16 protein-coding genes and 1 pseudogene are annotated in these 16,222 nt (G+C 62.7%); 14 read left to right on the top strand and 3 right to left on the bottom strand.

Annotation, left to right across the window (positions count from 1 at the left end; genetic code table 11):
* Positions 1 to 51 precede the first annotated feature (51 nt).
* From P0M12_RS25550 to thyX, 3 genes are read right to left on the bottom strand one after another with little or no spacing between them, the layout of a single operon-like run.
* Complete coding sequence (locus P0M12_RS25550) at positions 52 to 2,061, bottom strand: ribonuclease J (protein WP_277377037.1); 2,010 nt, start codon at positions 2,059 to 2,061, stop codon at positions 52 to 54.
* Positions 2,062 to 2,967 carry a 4-hydroxy-tetrahydrodipicolinate synthase gene (gene dapA / locus P0M12_RS25545; RefSeq protein WP_003942142.1) on the bottom strand — a complete coding sequence of 302 codons (906 nt, stop codon included), beginning with the start codon at positions 2,965 to 2,967 and terminating at the stop codon, positions 2,062 to 2,064.
* 43 nt (positions 2,968 to 3,010) lie between these two features.
* Entirely contained in the window at positions 3,011 to 3,763 is a 753-nt protein-coding gene (thyX, locus tag P0M12_RS25540; protein ID WP_003942250.1) for an FAD-dependent thymidylate synthase, read from the bottom strand.
* A 154-nt stretch (positions 3,764 to 3,917) separates the two neighbouring features.
* Between thyX and P0M12_RS25535 the strand changes: the two genes are divergently transcribed.
* The 14 genes and pseudogenes from P0M12_RS25535 (at position 3,918) to nuoK (ending at position 16,222) form a co-directional block, all read left to right on the top strand.
* Positions 3,918 to 4,397: a toxin-antitoxin system HicB family antitoxin gene (locus P0M12_RS25535; protein WP_277377036.1), complete on the top strand. Its 480-nt coding sequence runs from the start codon at positions 3,918 to 3,920 to the stop codon at positions 4,395 to 4,397.
* Between the two features lie 87 nt (positions 4,398 to 4,484).
* Positions 4,485 to 4,919, top strand: coding sequence for an SRPBCC family protein (locus P0M12_RS25530; RefSeq protein WP_003942203.1), 435 nt, complete (start codon positions 4,485 to 4,487; stop codon positions 4,917 to 4,919).
* A gap of 181 nt (positions 4,920 to 5,100) precedes the next feature.
* Complete coding sequence (locus tag P0M12_RS25525) at positions 5,101 to 5,493, top strand: response regulator transcription factor (protein WP_042450864.1); 393 nt, start codon at positions 5,101 to 5,103, stop codon at positions 5,491 to 5,493.
* Positions 5,494 to 5,704: 211 nt separating this feature from the next.
* Positions 5,705 to 6,064, top strand: a complete 360-nt coding sequence (locus P0M12_RS25520) for an NADH-quinone oxidoreductase subunit A (RefSeq protein WP_277377035.1) — start codon at positions 5,705 to 5,707, stop codon at positions 6,062 to 6,064.
* An 80-nt stretch (positions 6,065 to 6,144) separates the two neighbouring features.
* Positions 6,145 to 6,699: an NADH-quinone oxidoreductase subunit B gene (locus P0M12_RS25515; protein ID WP_003942234.1), complete on the top strand. Its 555-nt coding sequence runs from the start codon at positions 6,145 to 6,147 to the stop codon at positions 6,697 to 6,699.
* A 20-nt stretch (positions 6,700 to 6,719) separates the two neighbouring features.
* Positions 6,720 to 7,358 (top strand): annotated as a pseudogene (locus tag P0M12_RS25510) (NADH-quinone oxidoreductase subunit C); the annotation flags it as partial.
* Entirely contained in the window at positions 7,358 to 8,689 is a 1,332-nt protein-coding gene (gene nuoD, locus P0M12_RS25505) for an NADH dehydrogenase (quinone) subunit D (protein ID WP_277377034.1), read from the top strand. The pseudogene P0M12_RS25510 and the gene nuoD, both read left to right, overlap by 1 nt.
* Positions 8,686 to 9,510, top strand: coding sequence for an NADH-quinone oxidoreductase subunit NuoE (gene nuoE / locus P0M12_RS25500; protein WP_277377033.1), 825 nt, complete (start codon positions 8,686 to 8,688; stop codon positions 9,508 to 9,510). Before nuoD ends, nuoE begins: the two co-directional genes overlap by 4 nt.
* A gap of 1 nt (position 9,511) precedes the next feature.
* Complete coding sequence (gene nuoF, locus P0M12_RS25495; protein WP_047271446.1) at positions 9,512 to 10,831, top strand: NADH-quinone oxidoreductase subunit NuoF; 1,320 nt, start codon at positions 9,512 to 9,514, stop codon at positions 10,829 to 10,831.
* Positions 10,828 to 13,245 carry an NADH-quinone oxidoreductase subunit G gene (locus P0M12_RS25490; RefSeq protein ID WP_277377032.1) on the top strand — a complete coding sequence of 806 codons (2,418 nt, stop codon included), beginning with the start codon at positions 10,828 to 10,830 and terminating at the stop codon, positions 13,243 to 13,245. Before nuoF ends, P0M12_RS25490 begins: the two co-directional genes overlap by 4 nt.
* Positions 13,242 to 14,582 carry an NADH-quinone oxidoreductase subunit NuoH gene (gene nuoH, locus P0M12_RS25485; protein WP_047271442.1) on the top strand — a complete coding sequence of 447 codons (1,341 nt, stop codon included), beginning with the start codon at positions 13,242 to 13,244 and terminating at the stop codon, positions 14,580 to 14,582. The genes P0M12_RS25490 and nuoH overlap by 4 nt, the downstream gene beginning before the upstream one ends.
* A complete protein-coding gene (nuoI, locus tag P0M12_RS25480; protein WP_003942192.1) occupies positions 14,575 to 15,132 on the top strand; it encodes an NADH-quinone oxidoreductase subunit NuoI in 558 nt (185 codons plus the stop codon). The genes nuoH and nuoI overlap by 8 nt, the downstream gene beginning before the upstream one ends.
* Positions 15,129 to 15,926, top strand: a complete 798-nt coding sequence (locus P0M12_RS25475) for an NADH-quinone oxidoreductase subunit J (RefSeq protein ID WP_047271440.1) — start codon at positions 15,129 to 15,131, stop codon at positions 15,924 to 15,926. Before nuoI ends, P0M12_RS25475 begins: the two co-directional genes overlap by 4 nt.
* A complete protein-coding gene (gene nuoK, locus P0M12_RS25470; RefSeq protein ID WP_003942238.1) occupies positions 15,923 to 16,222 on the top strand; it encodes an NADH-quinone oxidoreductase subunit NuoK in 300 nt (99 codons plus the stop codon). The genes P0M12_RS25475 and nuoK overlap by 4 nt, the downstream gene beginning before the upstream one ends.

Here is a 16,222-nt window from a genome sequence, read left to right as displayed (position 1 = left end):
AAGTACTCGAACCGGACCGGGTTCGAGCGGAAGCGACCTGCTGTGCCGAATCTACGGAACCGCGATGACCGTCGGAATGATCATCGGACGGCGGCGGTACTTGTCCGCGACCCAACGTCCGACGACGCGGCGCACCGACTGCGCGATGCGATGAGCGTCGATGACGCCTTCGCTCGCCAACCGGGCCAGGTCCGATTCCACGAGATCCGCGGCAGCCTTGAGCGCTGTCGGATCGTCGGAGAAGCCGCGACCGGACACCTCGGGGGTGCTGACCGCACGGCCCGTCGACTCGTTGATGACGATGGTGATCGCGATGAAGCCGCCCTCACCGAGCACGAGGCGATCGGACAGCGTCGGCTCACCGACGTCGCCGACGGACAGACCGTCGACGTAGACGTGTCCGACCGGTACGCGTCCGACGATCTCGGCGAGGCCGTCCACCATGTCGACCACGACGCCGTCCTCGGCCAATACGATGCGCTCTTCCGGCACGCCGGTTGCCTTTGCCAGCGCGGCGTTGGCACGCAGGTGCCGCCATTCACCGTGGACGGGCATGGCATTGGTGGGCCGAACCGCGTTGTACAGGTAGAGCAACTCACCGGCGGACGCGTGGCCCGAGACGTGAACCTTGGCGCTCTGCTGGGTCACGACGGTGGCACCGCGCTTGGCCAAACCGTTGACCACGGCAAAAACGGAGTTCTCGTTGCCCGGGATCAGCGAAGACGCGAGAACGACAAGGTCGTTGGCGCGGATGTTGATCTGACGGTGTTCGCCGCGCGCCATCCGCGAGAGCGCTGCCAACGGCTCACCCTGCGAACCCGTCGAAATGAGCACCAGGCGATCGTCGGGAAGGGTGGCGGCGGTGTCGATGTCTACGACGAGGCCGTCGGGCACCGTCAGGTAGCCCAGATCCTGGGCGATCTGCATGTTGCGGACCATCGAGCGGCCGACGAAGACGATGCGGCGGTTGTACCGAGCGGCTACGTCGACGACCTGCTGGATGCGATGCACATGGCTGGCGAACGATGCCACGATGACGCGCTGCTTCGCCTTGCCGATGACATTGTCGAGCACTCCCCCGATTTCGCGCTCGGGTGTGACGAATCCCGGAACCTCGGCGTTCGTCGAGTCGACGAGGAACAGGTCGACGCCCTCGTCGCCCAGGCGGGAGAATCCGGCGAGGTCGGTCAGGCGGCCGTCGAGAGGCAGCTGATCGAGCTTGATGTCACCGGTGTGCAGTACGACGCCGGCGTCGGTGCGAATCGCGATCGCGAGAGCGTCGGGAATCGAGTGGTTGACCGCGAAGTACTCGCAGTCGAACGGGCCATGGGTGGTGGTGTTTCCCTCGACGACCTCGACCAGGTTCGGACGCAGGCGATGCTCGCGGCACTTGGCGGCAACGAGAGCGAGAGTGAACTTCGCGCCGATGACCGGAATGTCCGCGCGCAGACGCAGCAAGAACGGCAGAGCACCGATGTGGTCCTCGTGTCCGTGAGTCAAGATGACGGCTTCGACGTCGTCCATACGGTCTTCGATGTAGCGGAAGTCCGGGAGGATCAGGTCGACGCCAGGCTGCTGGTCCTCGGGGAACAGCACACCGCAGTCGACGATCAGCAACTTGCCACGGTGCTCGAACACCGTCATGTTGCGACCGATTTCGCCGATGCCGCCCAGCGCGACGATGCGCAGACCCGATGCCGGCGCCTTCGGGGGTGTTCCGAGGCGACCCGTGGGATCGACGGCCGGACGGTTCTCGGGGCGCTTGTTTCCGCGCCCGTTGCCCGACTTCGATGCTGCCGGTCGGTTACCGCCGGAAGATTTGCGCGGCGACCTCTCTTCGGTCGACTTCTTGGGTGCAGCAGATTTGGTGGCAGCGGACTTGGTTGCTGCAGATTTGGTTGCTGCGGCCTTCTTGGCCGGGGCGGCTGCGGCGGGGGCCGCTTCTGCCGCCGGCGCAGCTGGTGCCTCTACCGGTGCGGCCTTTGCGGCCGTTTCGGGAGCCGGAGGCGAAGGCGGACCGGCTTGACGACTGGCACTACGACGTCGGGGGGGACGGGTCATTTACAAAACTCCTGCCGCATGCAGATCGGCGGCAAGACCGTCGATCTGCTCTTTAGTGGGTGCAACCTGCGGAAGGCGTGGTTCTCCGACATCGATTCCGATGAGTCGCAGACCCGCCTTCGAAGCGCTGACACCGCCGAGGCGGGCAACGGAACGAATCACAGGGATCAAACTGAGGTTTATCTCGCGTGCGCGAGCGATGTCGCCGGACACGAACGCGGTGTGAAGGTCACGGAGACGACCCGGAACAAGATGGCCGATGACGCTGACGAAGCCGGTGGCGCCGACAGCGAGCCACGGCAGATTCAGCGGGTCGTCGCCGGAGAAGAACTGAAGCTCGGTGGTGCCGATCAACTCTGCGCCGGCGTTGAGGTCGCCCTTGGCGTCCTTGACGGCCTTGATTCGCGGGTGCTCGGCGAGTCGGCGGATCGTCTCGGTCTCGATGGGAACGACGGAGCGGGGCGGAATGTCGTACAACATGACGGGCAGGTCGGTCGCGTTGGCGACGGCGGTGAAGTGTGCAAACAGTCCGGCCTGGGGCGGACGTGAGTAATACGGGGTGACGACGAGCAGACCGTGCGCTCCGGCGCGAGCCGCGTCACGTGCGAGTTCGACGCTGTGAGCGGTGTCGTTGCTGCCGGCGCCTGCAACGATCTTCGCGCGGTTACCGACGGCGTCGATCACTGCGCGGAGCAGGTCGAGCTTCTCGGACTCGGTGGTGGTGGGAGATTCACCGGTGGTACCGGCAAGAACGAGGCCGTCACAGCCGTTGTCGACGAGATGGGCTGCGAGGCGCACTCCCGCGTCGACGTCCAACTTCCCGTCGGCAGTGAACGGGGTCACCATCGCAACGGAAATGGTGCCGAACGGACGCTCGACAAGAGAAGCGGAATCACCGTAGGTCATGGTCAGAAGGTTACCCGGTTCAGCTCTTACTTCTGCACACGAGTCACGACTCGGCCGCAAATGCGCTGACGGCAATTTCCGATCCGTCGCTTCCGCGAAGAATCTCGTAGTCCCCGAACACATTTGGCGCGACATCACGAAGCTGACGCAGGCACTCGACCGCGACTCGCCGGATCTCGACATCCGCATGTTCGGTGGCACGCATCTCGACGAAGTGCCGCCAGGCCCGATAGTTCCCGGTCACGACCAAGCGCGTCTCGGTGGCGTTGGGCAGCACCGAGCGCGCAGCCTGCCTGGCTTGCTTGCCCCGCATCGGGGCACCGGGCACCGATTGCAGTTTCCCTTCGAGGGCAGTCAGCAGTTCCCCGTAAGCGCGACGGCTTTCGTCGGTGGCATTCAGAAACAGTGCTTCGAGCTCGGGATCACCTTCGACAGCAGGAGGCACGACGACGTTTGCATCGTTCTCACGGACGAATCGCTGCGAGAGTTGCGAGTACGAGAAGTGCCGGTGACGAATCAATTCGTGAGTGCACGAGCGCGAGATACCGGTGATGTAGAAGCTCACTGTCGCATGCTCGAGCACCGAAACGTGTCCGACCTCGAGCAGATGCCTCAGATAGCCGGCGTTGGTTGCGGTTCGCGGATTCGGCTTGGACCAACTCTGGTAGCAGGCTCGACCGGAGAACTCGACCAGCGCTTCGCCACCATCCGCGTCCGTCTCCCACGGAATGTCCTCGGGCGGGAAGAACTCGGACTTCGCCACCAACTGCACTTTCAGTGACACCGTGTTCGGCACAACCCACTCCTCGACAAGCACGAAACGACCAGCACGAAACCCGGGCGCCGTTCGCCTCAGGTGCTGGGCAACTCTATAGCGGTCGACCGCTCTCGATACCGAGTGACGTCATCACATCCTTGACTGACGTCACTTTTGACGCCACTGTGGTGTCATGGACATTTCGGAGTACACCGCAAAGCTGCAGAACGACCTCGCCACTGCAGCCGAACTCGGCGACGATCACACGCGCCGGATTGCGGCGTCGTTGTCCGCCGCCATCGAACCCTCGGTCCGCCTGGTCTTGTTGGCCGCGGCGACGGAACTGGCCAAGGAGATCGGGGCGAAGCTGGGCGACCGAGAGGTCAAGGTGAATCTCGACGGAAGCGAATTACTGGTCGACATTGTTCGCCCGCCGAACTCGACCGGCGGCGAAGGTGCAAACGAGAAGGCAGACGACGAGAAGAAGGACTCAACCTACTCGTTCGACGACGTCAGCGGAGATATCAGCCGGGTGACGTTGAGGATGATGGAACAGATCAAAGCCCGCGCCGAGGAGGCCGCCAATCAGAACGGAGTCTCCCTCAACTCGTGGGTTTCACAAGCCGTCCAGGGCGCATTGCGGGACCAGATGCGCAAGAACGGCATGGACTAGCTCGACGCCAACCCGATCACCGAATGATCTAATTGCGCAACTGCAGTAATCACGAACCGTTGCCGCAAGGCGAGAAGGAGCACGTTCATGGCCGTTTCGGGCGTCAAGGAATTCGAGATCAAGGCTGATCCGGAAACGGTGATGAAGGCCGTAGCAGCCGTCGATCGGCTGCCGGAGTGGTCGTCTGCACACAAGAAGATCACCATCGAGAGCACCCACGACGACGGTCGCCCCCATCGCGTTCGCATGGCCGTGTCCATTCTGGGAATCAACGACGAGCAGGTAGTCGACTACACCTTCGAGGGCGACGAGAAGGTGACCTGGACCCTCGTGGAGAGCGGTCAGCAGAACCAGCAGGACGGCTCGTACGTCTTGACTCCCACCGACGGTGGAACCAAAGTCACCTTCGAACTGACCATCGATCCCAAGATCCCGCTGCCGGGCTTCCTGGTGAAGAAGGCACAGAAGACGGCGCTGGAAACAGCGAGCAAGGGCCTGACGAAGTTCGTCGAAAACTTCTGAGCGCACACGCAATTCAGGCGGCCCTTACTTCCGGCGTTCATCGCCGGGTAGGGGCCGTTTGCCGTGAAGCCGAGCTGTGTTTTCGCGGAAGTCCCTGCCGATGTTGAAGATTCGCCGGTAGCCGGGGACCGCCCGGAGTAACGTCGGCCGCGTGTCCGCCGAGACCGCAGAGCCCAACTCCATGGCACCCGTGCGCATCCTCGTCTACAGCGACGACGCACACACGCGCGAGCAAGTTCGGCTCGCTCTCGGAGAGCGCCCACATCCGTCGATGCCCACCATCGACTACATCGAGGTCGCGACGGCACCGATCGTCGTAGCCAAGCTCGATGCCGGCGGAATCGACCTCGCCATTCTCGACGGCGAGGCGAGTCCGGCGGGCGGCATGGGCGTCGCGAAACAACTCAAGGACGAGATCGCCGACTGTCCACCGATCCTCGTACTGACCGGTCGACCCGACGATGCGTGGCTGGCGTCGTGGTCGAGAGCGGAAGCCTCAGTGCCGCAGCCGATAGATCCGATCGAACTTGCTTCCACCGTCATCGCGCTTCTGCGTCGACAACTGAGCCGGTGAGCACCCGTTGCAGCGGTGATTCGTTGCGGCGCCGACTACTTCGGACTTTCGAGAGCGAAACTCGGCACCCCGAAAACGAACCCAATGTCGGAGGCCTCCCCTAGTGTGGGTGTCGCAGGTCACATAAGTATCGAATTGCTGGCAGTATCGAAATCGAACGGCACCTTCGGGCTGGGCGGACATCCGCACAGCGGAGAGGAGTTCGGGTGACATGAACGCTTACATCCCCATTCTCGTCCTCGGGGTCATCGCGATGGCCTTCGCTGTGGTGTCGGTTGTTCTCGCGTCCGTGGTCGGCCCGAAGCGGTACAACAGGGCGAAACTCGAAGCCTACGAATGCGGAATCGAACCGGCACCCCGTACCGCCGGTGGCGGGCGGTTTCCCGTCAAGTTCTATCTGACGGCAATGCTGTTCATCATCTTCGACATCGAGATCGTTTTCCTCTACCCGTGGGCGGTGCATTTCGATTCGCTCGGCTTGTTCGGCCTCGCGGCGATGGGCCTTTTCATAGGCAACGTCTCGGTGGCATACGCATACGAATGGCGACGAGGCGGTCTCGGTTGGGACTAGGCCAGCGGACACAGGTACAGCACACATACGTCAGACAAAACCGGTCACACCGCAGCTGTTACGACTGAAAAGAGTCGGATATGGGTCTCGAAGAAAAGCTCCCCAGCGGATTTCTACTGACCACTGTCGAGGGCCTGGCAGGGTATGCCCGCAAAGGATCACTGTGGCCTGCCACCTTCGGGCTCGCGTGCTGCGCGATCGAGATGATGGCAACCACGTCAGGTCGCTTCGACCTGGCGCGGTTCGGCATGGAGGCATTCCGCGCGTCGCCGCGACAGGCAGACCTTCTGATCGTGGCCGGGCGGGTCAGTCAAAAGATGGGGCCGGTACTTCGTCAGGTCTACGACCAGATGGCCGAGCCGAAATGGGTTCTGGCCATGGGTGTGTGTGCGTCGTCCGGCGGTATGTTCAACAACTACGCAGTGGTACAGGGCGTCGACCACATCGTGCCGGTCGACATCTACTTGCCCGGCTGTCCGCCGCGGCCGGAGATGCTCCTGAACGCGATCATCGAACTGCACCGAAAGATCCAGGAGATGCCCCTCGGCGTGAACCGCGAAGAGGCACGCGCGGCAGCCGAGCGCGCCGCACTGGCATCCACCCCCACCATCGACATGAAGGGGCTTCTGCGATGACCGCGGGCAACAACGGATCGAGGGGGATGTTCGGGGTCCGCGGCAGTGGTGACACCTCGGGCTACAGCCGGCTCGCCCCGCCGATCTCAGTAGAGGACAAGGCCTCTCGACCGTTCGGTGGATACTTCGACGAAGTTGCAGACTCCTTGGATGCCGCATTGCGCAGCGCGGGCAGCACTTTCACCGATGCAATCGAGCGGGTAGTGATCTTTCGAGACGAGATGACGCTGCATGTCGAACGGTCTCACCTCCCGCAGGTCGCGCGCAGACTGCGCGACGAATCGGAACTGCGCTTCGAACTTTGCCTGGGTGTCGATGGAGTCCACTATCCGCAGGACACCGGTCGCGAGCTCCACGCCGCATATCCATTTGCTTCGATCACGCACAACCGCCGGATCAGACTGGAAGTGTCCGTGCCGGACACCGATCCACATATTCCGTCCATCGTCGGGATATACCCCACCAACGATTGGCACGAGCGTGAGACCTACGACTTCTTCGGGATCGTCTTCGACGGTCACCCGGCCCTGACCCGTATCGAGATGCCCGACGACTGGAAGGGCCACCCACAGCGCAAGGACTATCCGCTCGGCGGTATCCCGGTCGAGTACAAGGGCGCCCAGACTCCTCCACCCGACGAGCGTAGGTCGTACAACTGATGAACGAGACGACAGGAAGCAACTCCGGTGCCACGACGGAAACCGTCGTCACAGCATCGGGTCAGGACTGGAACGACATCGTCACCGCGGCCGCTCGCCAGCGAACCGGCGAGGCCGAACGGATCGTGGTCAACATGGGCCCGCAGCATCCGTCCACTCACGGCGTCTTGCGCCTCATTCTCGAAATCGAGGGTGAGACAGTCGTGGAAGCTCGGTGTGGAATCGGCTACCTGCACACCGGAATCGAAAAGAATCTCGAATACCGGAACTGGACGCAGGGCGTCACTTTCGTTACTCGAATGGACTACCTGTCACCGTTCTTCAACGAAACCGCGTACTGCCTCGGAGTCGAAAAACTTCTCGGCATCACCGACGACATTCCCGAGCGAGCCACCGTCATTCGCGTGATGATGATGGAGCTCAATCGAATCTCGTCGCACCTTGTCGCCCTGGCAACCGGTGGAATGGAACTGGGCGCCGTGACGGCGATGCTGTTCGGATTCCGCGAACGCGAATTGATTCTGGACGTGTTCGAGACGATCACCGGACTGCGGATGAATCACGCCTACATCAGGCCTGGTGGTCTCGCTCAGGATCTACCCGACGGGTCGGTCGCGAAGGTACGAGAACTGTTGAAGGTCCTACCGAAACGGTTGCGTGACGTCGAACTGATGCTCAGCGACAACTCCATCTGGAAAGCCCGCACCCAGGGAATCGGATATCTCGATCTCACCGGCTGCATGGCGCTCGGCGTGACGGGGCCGGTCCTACGCGCCACGGGTCTCCCCCACGATCAGCGTCGAGCGCAGCCCTACTGCGGCTACGAGAACTACGAGTTCGACGTCGTGACGCACGACGGATCCGATTGCTACGGAAGGTACGTCATCCGTGTCGAGGAGATGAAGGAGTCCCTCAAGATCGTCGAGCAGTGCCTCGACAAACTGCAACCGGGGCCGGTCATGGTGGACGACAAGAAGATCGCCTGGCCTGCCGATCTCGCTGTCGGACCGGATGGCCTCGGCAATTCGCAGAAGCACATCGCCAAGATCATGGAGTCGTCCATGGAGGGTCTGATTCACCATTTCAAACTGGTCACCGAAGGAATCCGCGTGCCGCCCGGCCAGGTGTACGTCGCCGTCGAGTCCCCGCGTGGCGAGTTGGGTGTGCACATGGTCAGCGACGGGGGAACCCGGCCGTACCGCGTCCATTTCCGGGATCCGTCATTCACCAACCTTCAAGCGGTAGCGGCGATGTGCGAGGGAGGCATGGTGTCCGACGTGATCGCCTCGGTTGCCAGTATCGATCCCGTCATGGGCGGAGTGGACCGATGACCGGCCCGAACGGCTCGTCACGGGTGTTCATCGAACTCGGGCCGCGCCCGGACGATCCCACGCAACTGGTACGCCCTGGCGCACGATCGAGTTATCCGCCTGACGTACTCGCCCGACTCGACGCCGATGCCGAAACCGTCATCGCTCGTTACCGTGAGCCTGACGCCGCGGCGACCACCAGTCGATCAGCCCTCCTGCCGCTCCTTCATCTCGTGCAGTCCGAGGACGGGTACATCACCCCGGCCGGGATCGATTTCTGCAGTGCCAAGCTGGGTTTGACCGGCGCCGAGATTGCCGCCGTTTCCACCTTCTACTCGATGTATCGCCGTGGTCCGACGGGTGAGTATCTGGTCGGAGTCTGCACCAACACGCTGTGCGCGATCATGGGCGGAGACGACATCCTCGCAGCACTCGAAGAGCATCTCGGGTCAGCAGGCTCCAGAGACGAAGGCGGACACTCCATCTCGACGTCCGACGGCAAGATCACCCTCGAACACATCGAGTGCAATGCGGCGTGCGACTACGCCCCCGTCATGATGATCAACTGGGAGTTCTTCGACAACCAGACTCCGGAATCGGCGCGCTCACTCGTCGATGCGCTCCGCGCCGGAGAGCGCGTGACACCCAGTCGCGGTGCCACACTGTGTTCGTTCCGACAGACCGCACGCACCTTGGCCGGGTTCCCGGATACGCGAATCGAAGCAGCCGAAGCACAAACAATCGGCGGGGCAACTCTTGCCGGACTGCGTATCAGCCGATCTCACGACGACAACCCACCCGGCTCGGCCTCAGCAGCCGACGCTCCCGGCGAAGGGAAGTGACATGACACTCGCCCCCGTCCTGAGTCGCTACTGGGATCAACCGAACTCGTGGACTCTCGACAGCTACCTTCGTCACGACGGCTACCAAGCCCTACGCAAAGCGCTAGCCATGTCCCCAGACGCCGTGATCGAAACGGTCAAGGACGCGGGCCTTCGTGGGCGCGGTGGCGCCGGTTTCCCGACGGGCCTCAAGTGGAGTTTCATCCCACAGAGCACCGAAGACAAGCCAGGAGACGGCAAGCCCCACTATCTCGTCGTCAATGCCGACGAGTCCGAACCGGGCACATGCAAGGACATGCCGTTGATGATGGCGACCCCACACACGTTGGTCGAGGGAGTCATCATCGCGGCGTATGCAATTCGAGCGGCCAAGGCGTTCATCTACGTCCGGGGCGAGGTGGTCCCGGTCCTGCGACGTCTGCAGACCGCTGTGGCCGAGGCCTACGCGGCCGGATACCTGGGCCGAAACATCCTCGATTCGGGATACGACTTGGATCTCGTCGTGCACGCCGGGGCAGGCGCGTACATCTGTGGTGAGGAGACAGCCCTCCTCGATTCGTTGGAGGGACGACGCGGTCAGCCTCGACTGCGGCCGCCATTCCCCGCCGTCGCCGGCCTCTACGCCTGCCCGACCGTCGTCAACAACGTCGAGTCCATCGCGAGTGTGCCGTCGATCGTCCTGGGCGGCCCGGAGTGGTTCCGGTCGATGGGAAGCGAGAAGTCGCCGGGGTTCACGTTGTACTCGCTCTCTGGTCATGTCACCACTCCCGGCCAGTACGAGGCGCCGCTCGGCATCACGTTGCGAGAACTTCTCGATTACGCGGGCGGCGTTCGCACCGGGCACACCCTCAAGTTCTGGACTCCCGGCGGATCCTCGACTCCGATCTTCACCGACGAACATCTCGATGTCCCACTCGACTACGAGGGTGTCGGCGCGGCGGGATCGATGCTCGGCACCAAGGCACTGCAGATATTCGACGACACAACCTGCATCGTGCGCGCGGTGCTGCGGTGGACCGAGTTCTACGCCCACGAATCTTGCGGTAAATGCACGCCGTGCCGCGAAGGCACGTACTGGCTGGTGCAGATCCTGCGGCGACTCGAAGGCGGAACAGGTACTGAAGCTGATCTCACCAAACTTCTCGACATCTCGGACACCATCCTCGGAAAATCCTTCTGCGCGTTGGGCGACGGAGCGACCAGCCCGATCATGTCCTCCCTGAAGTACTTCCGCGAGGAATACGTAGCGCATTTCGACGGCAACGGATGCCCGTTCGATCCTCGCCGGTCCGTTCTCGCGACAGGAGCGTTCGTCTCATGACTGCAGCCGACGCCACCACTGGAACCGATGCGGCACCGCCGATTGATCTCGTCACCCTCACCATCGACGGCCGGGAACTCCAGGTACCCAAGGGCACGTTGATCATTCGCGCTGCAGAGATGATCGGCACACAGATTCCGCGGTTCTGCGATCATCCTCTTCTGGACCCGGTCGGGGCGTGCCGACAGTGCATCGTGGAGGTCGAAGGTCAACGCAAGCCGGTGGCGTCCTGCACGACACCGGTTGCGGACGGAATGGTCGTCACCACACAGCTCACGTCACCGGTGGCGGAGAAGGCGCAGCGCGGGGTGATGGAACTCCTGCTCATCAACCACCCTCTGGACTGCCCCGTGTGCGACAAGGGTGGCGAGTGTCCGCTTCAAAACCAGGCGATGTCGACCGGTCGCACCGAATCCCGGTTCGGTGAGGAGAAAAGGACCTATCCCAAGCCCATCCCACTCTCGTCCGAAATCCTCCTCGACCGCGAGCGTTGCGTCCTCTGCGCCAGATGCACGCGGTTTTCGGGCCAGATCGCCGGCGACCCGTTCATCGATCTCCTCGAGCGTGGCGCGCTTCAACAGGTCGGGATCTACGCCAACGAGCCCTTCGAGTCCTACTTCTCGGGCAACACCATCCAGGTGTGCCCGGTCGGCGCGCTTACCAGTACGGCATACCGATTCCGGGCGCGACCGTTCGATCTGGTGTCCAGCCCCAGCGTGTGTGAACACTGCGCCGACGGATGTGCTCAGCGCACGGACCACCGTCGCGGAAAGGTTCTCCGCCGTCTCGCCGGGGACGACCCCGCAGTCAACGAGGAATGGAACTGCGACAAGGGCCGTTTCGCATTCACGTACACGACCCAAGGTGATCGGATCACCACTCCCCTGATCCGCAACGCTGACGGCGAATTGATTCCGGCGTCGTGGCCCATGGCACTCGACCTCGTTGCGCGATCCTTCGCGCAGGCCCGCGGTGACGCAGGCGTACTCGTCGGCGGACGCTCTACCTTGGAGGACGCCTACGCCTACGGCAAGTTCGCGCGAGTTGCTCTCGCTACCAACAACATCGACTTCCGAATCCGTGCTCACTCAGCCGAAGAGGCAGGTTTCCTCTCAGCACACGTCGCCGGCCGCACACTCGAAGAGGCGGTGACGTACCAGGACCTCGAGTCGGCCCCGACCGCATTGCTGGTAGCTCTCGAGCCCGAGGAGGAGTCACCGATCATCTTCCTGCGGCTACGCAAAGCCGCACGTTTCGGCAAGACGACGGTGCTCTCCAGCGCGCCATTCGCTACGCGCGGCCTGCAGAAGATGGGCGGCTCTTTGCTTCGGACCGTACCCGGAAGTGAAGCAGCTCTGATGGATTCGTTGGCTCGCCCTGGAAATGAGGAGGGCCAGCTCCTCCGGCAGCCCGGTGCAGTGATCCTGTTGGGCGAACGACTCAGTGAGGTGGCGGGCGGCTTCGCCGCGGCGGTACGTCTCGCCGAAGCGACAGGAGCTTGTTTGGCTTGGGTCCCACGCCGCGCTGGTGATCGCGGCGCCGTCGAGGCCGGCGCACTACCGGGATTGCTTCCCGGCGGACGCCCCGTTGCGGACCCGGCAGCACGTCAGGAGGTGGAATCAGTGTGGGGGGCCTCCATCCCGGCATCCGACGGGCGCGACGCCGCGAGTCTGCTGGATCCGGGGCAGACGACTGCTGCCCTTCTTGTCGGCGGCGTCGAATTGAGTGATCTCCCGAACCCGGCGAAGGCAAGGGCCGCGATCGAAGCAGCAGGTTTCGTGGTGAGTTTGGAGATCCGTCACAGCGGAGTCACCGAACTCGCCGACGTCGTCTTCCCGGTGGCACCGGTCGCCGAGAAGCCCGGAACCTTCCTCGATTGGGAAGGCCGCGAGCGCGTGTTCGACACCGCATTGAGAACGACAGGAGTGATGCCGGATCAGCGCGTCCTTCACGCGATCGCAGCCGAGATGGGCATCGATCTGGGCCTACCCGACGCAGATTCCGCACGCTCGGAGATACACCGCCTCGGCGCGTGGTCCGGATCGCGCCCCATCTCGCCTCAGGTGCCGTCAGGCACCATGCCCACACCGGCACTGGGCGAGGCAGTGTTGTCGAGCTGGCGAATGCTGCTCGACAACGGCCGATTGCAAGACGGCGAGCCCAACCTGGCGGGTACGGCACGGCTCCCACTCGTGCGTTTGTCTGCCGAGACCGCTGCCGAGATCGGCGCCGACAACGGCGATCACGTTGCGGTGTCGACTGAATCCGGTTCCATCACATTACCGTTGGAGATCACCGAACTCCCGCCTCGAACAGTCTGGCTCCCGCTCAATTCACCGGGTAGCACGATCTACGAAACGCTCTGCGTTACCGCGGGTTCCGTGGTGAAGATTGCGAAGGCGGGAGCGCAATGACCACCCACGAGTACGGGACCGTGTCAGCTCCGGTCGACCTGTCGGCGTTCGGGCACGACCCGTGGTGGTTGGTGATCGGCAAGGCTCTCGCCATTTTCGTGTTCCTCGTACTCACACCGCTGGTGGCAATTTACGCGGAACGAAAGGTCATGGCACGCATGCAGATGCGTGTCGGACCGAACCGCGTCGGCCCCCGTGGAATGCTCCAGAGTCTCGCTGACGGAATCAAGCTCGCCCTCAAGGAGGGCATCACACCGACCGGCGCCGACAAACCGATTTATCTCCTCGCGCCCGTCATCGCAGTCGTGCCCGCGTTCATGGCCTTTGCCGTCATCCCGTTCGGTCCGCAGGTCTCGATCTTCGGAACCCTTTCACCCCTGCAACTGACCGATCTGCCGGTCGGAGTTCTCTACATCCTCGCCGTAACTTCAATCGGTGTGTACGGGATCGTGCTTGCCGGCTGGTCGTCCGGATCGACGTATCCACTACTGGGCGCACTTCGATCGACCGCGCAGGTCATCTCCTACGAAGTAGCAATGGGGCTGTCCTTCGCCGCAGTCTTCCTCTACGCCGGCACGATGTCCACGTCCGGCATCGTCAGCGCCCAACAAGGTGCCTGGTACGTCTTTCTCCTCCTGCCGTCCTTCTTGATCTACGTGACAGCCATGGTCGGCGAAACCAACAGGGCTCCCTTCGACCTTCCCGAGGCCGAGGGTGAACTGGTGGGTGGGTTCCACACCGAGTACTCCTCACTCAAGTTCGCGATGTTCATGCTGGCCGAGTACGTGAACATGGTGACGGTGTCCGCTCTGGCCACGACACTGTTCCTGGGCGGGTGGCACGCACCGTTCCCGTTCAACCTGTGGGACGGCGCCAATTCCGGTTGGTGGCCGGTGCTGTGGTTTGTCGCCAAGGTGTGGGGCTTCCTCTTCGTCTTCATCTGGTTGCGCAGCACGCTTCCTCGATTGCGCTACGACCAGTTCATGAATCTCGGCTGGAAGGTTCTGATCCCCGCAGCTTTGGTATGGGTGATGGTGATCGCGACTGTTCGTGCCTTCCGCAACGAGGGTTACAACACCTGGGTCGTACTTCTCTGCGTCGCACTGGTTCTCGGAGCTGCGCTCCTGATCGTGTTGGCCGGGACTTACCGCAGCCGACGCCGAACCGCCGCGTTGGTGCCCGATTCGGGGACCCGGCCTTTCGATGCGATGTCGGGCGGCTTCCCGGTTCCACCCCTACCTGGTCAAACGCTGCCGACCCGAAAACTACCGGGTCAGAACGTGCCACCGCCGCGGCGGACAGATGTTTCCGACACATCGGAGGACTCCCATGCCTGATTTCCTCGGACCTATCGCGGGTTTCGGAGTGACGCTCTCGACAATGTTCAAGAAACCCGAGACCGAGTTCTATCCGGAGGAGAAGCGGCCCACCGCGCCCGGATACCACGGTCGCCATCAACTCAACCGGTATGCAGACGGACTCGAGAAGTGCATCGGTTGCGAACTGTGTGCCTGGGCCTGCCCCGCCGACGCGATCTATGTCGAGGGTGCTGACAACACCGAAGAAGAACGGTTCTCCCCCGGCGAGCGTTACGGGCGGGTGTATCAGATCAACTACCTGCGGTGCATCGGCTGTGGCCTCTGCGTCGAGGCTTGCCCCACTCGGGCTCTCACCATGACCAACGAGTACGAGATGACCGACGACAACCGAGCCGGATTGATCTACGAGAAGGACCGCCTTCTCGCGCCCCTGAAACCCGACATGGCAGCGCCACCACACGCGCTGCGTCCCGGCACAACTCAGGACGACTACTACCGCGGCGACATCACAGCAGCTCCCGAACAGGCAGTACCCGAGCAAGAGCCGAACCCGGAGACCGAGAAATGATCGCGGCGGTCACGACCACGATCCTGGCGGAGGGAACGATGACATCGACCTCCACCGGCGAGGCGGTGCAGTTCTGGATCCTCGGAACCCTTGCGGTGATCAGCGCTTTGGGTGTGGTCGCCGCCCCCAAGGCCGTCTACTCTGCGCTCTTCCTTGCAATGACGATGATCATCCTGGCCGTCTTCTACATCGTGCAGGGCGCACTGTTCCTGGGTGTCGTCCAGATCGTCGTCTATACCGGCGCAGTGATGATGTTGTTCCTGTTCGTCCTGATGCTGGTCGGCGTGGATTCTTCGGACTCCTTGGTCGAAACGCTACGGGGACAACGCGTCAGCGCGATCGTGATCGGTGTCGGATTCGGACTGCTCCTCATCGGCGGACTCGGAAATGCGTCGATCTCGGGCTTCACCGGATTCACCGGACTCGACCAGGGCAACATCGACGCTCTCGCCGATCTCATCTTCATCCGCTACGTCTGGGCCTTCGAACTGACCGGCGCAATGCTGATCACGGCGACACTTGGCGCAATGATGCTCGCGCATCGGGAGAAGATCGGAGCCACACTCAGCCAACGCGAACTCTCGCAGCAACGATTCGCGTACCTGGGCAGCGATGAGAGCAATCCCGACAAGGGCTCGGCCACTCCCCTCCCCAGTCCCGGCGTGTACGCACGTCACAACGCAGTGGACATGCCGGCACTGTTGCCCGACGGGACGTTCTCGACGCTCTCCGTCAGCAGCGCCCTCACTCCGCGTTCCCCGGATCCGAGTACCGGTGAGGAGTCTGCGCGATGAATCCCGAGAATTACCTGTATCTGTCGGTCCTGTTGTTCACCATCGGGGCTGCGGGAGTCCTCCTGCGACGCAACGCCATCGTGGTGTTCATGTGTATCGAATTGATGCTCAACGCCGCGAACCTGGCATTCGTGACCTTCGCGCGCATGCACGGCAATCTGGACGGCCAGATCTTCGCCTTCTTCACGATGGTGGTAGCTGCGGCCGAAGTAGTCGTCGGCTTGGCAATCATCATGATCATCTTCCGATCTCGGCGTTCTGTATCCGTCGACGACGCAGACCTGCTGAAGTACTGA

Origin of the sequence: Rhodococcus sp. RCBS9, assembly GCF_029457415.1 — a bacterium.
GTDB lineage: Bacteria > Actinomycetota > Actinomycetes > Mycobacteriales > Mycobacteriaceae > Rhodococcus_F > Rhodococcus_F qingshengii.
Note: the sequence above shows the minus strand (reverse complement) of the source record. Positions and strands in the feature narration are given on the sequence as shown.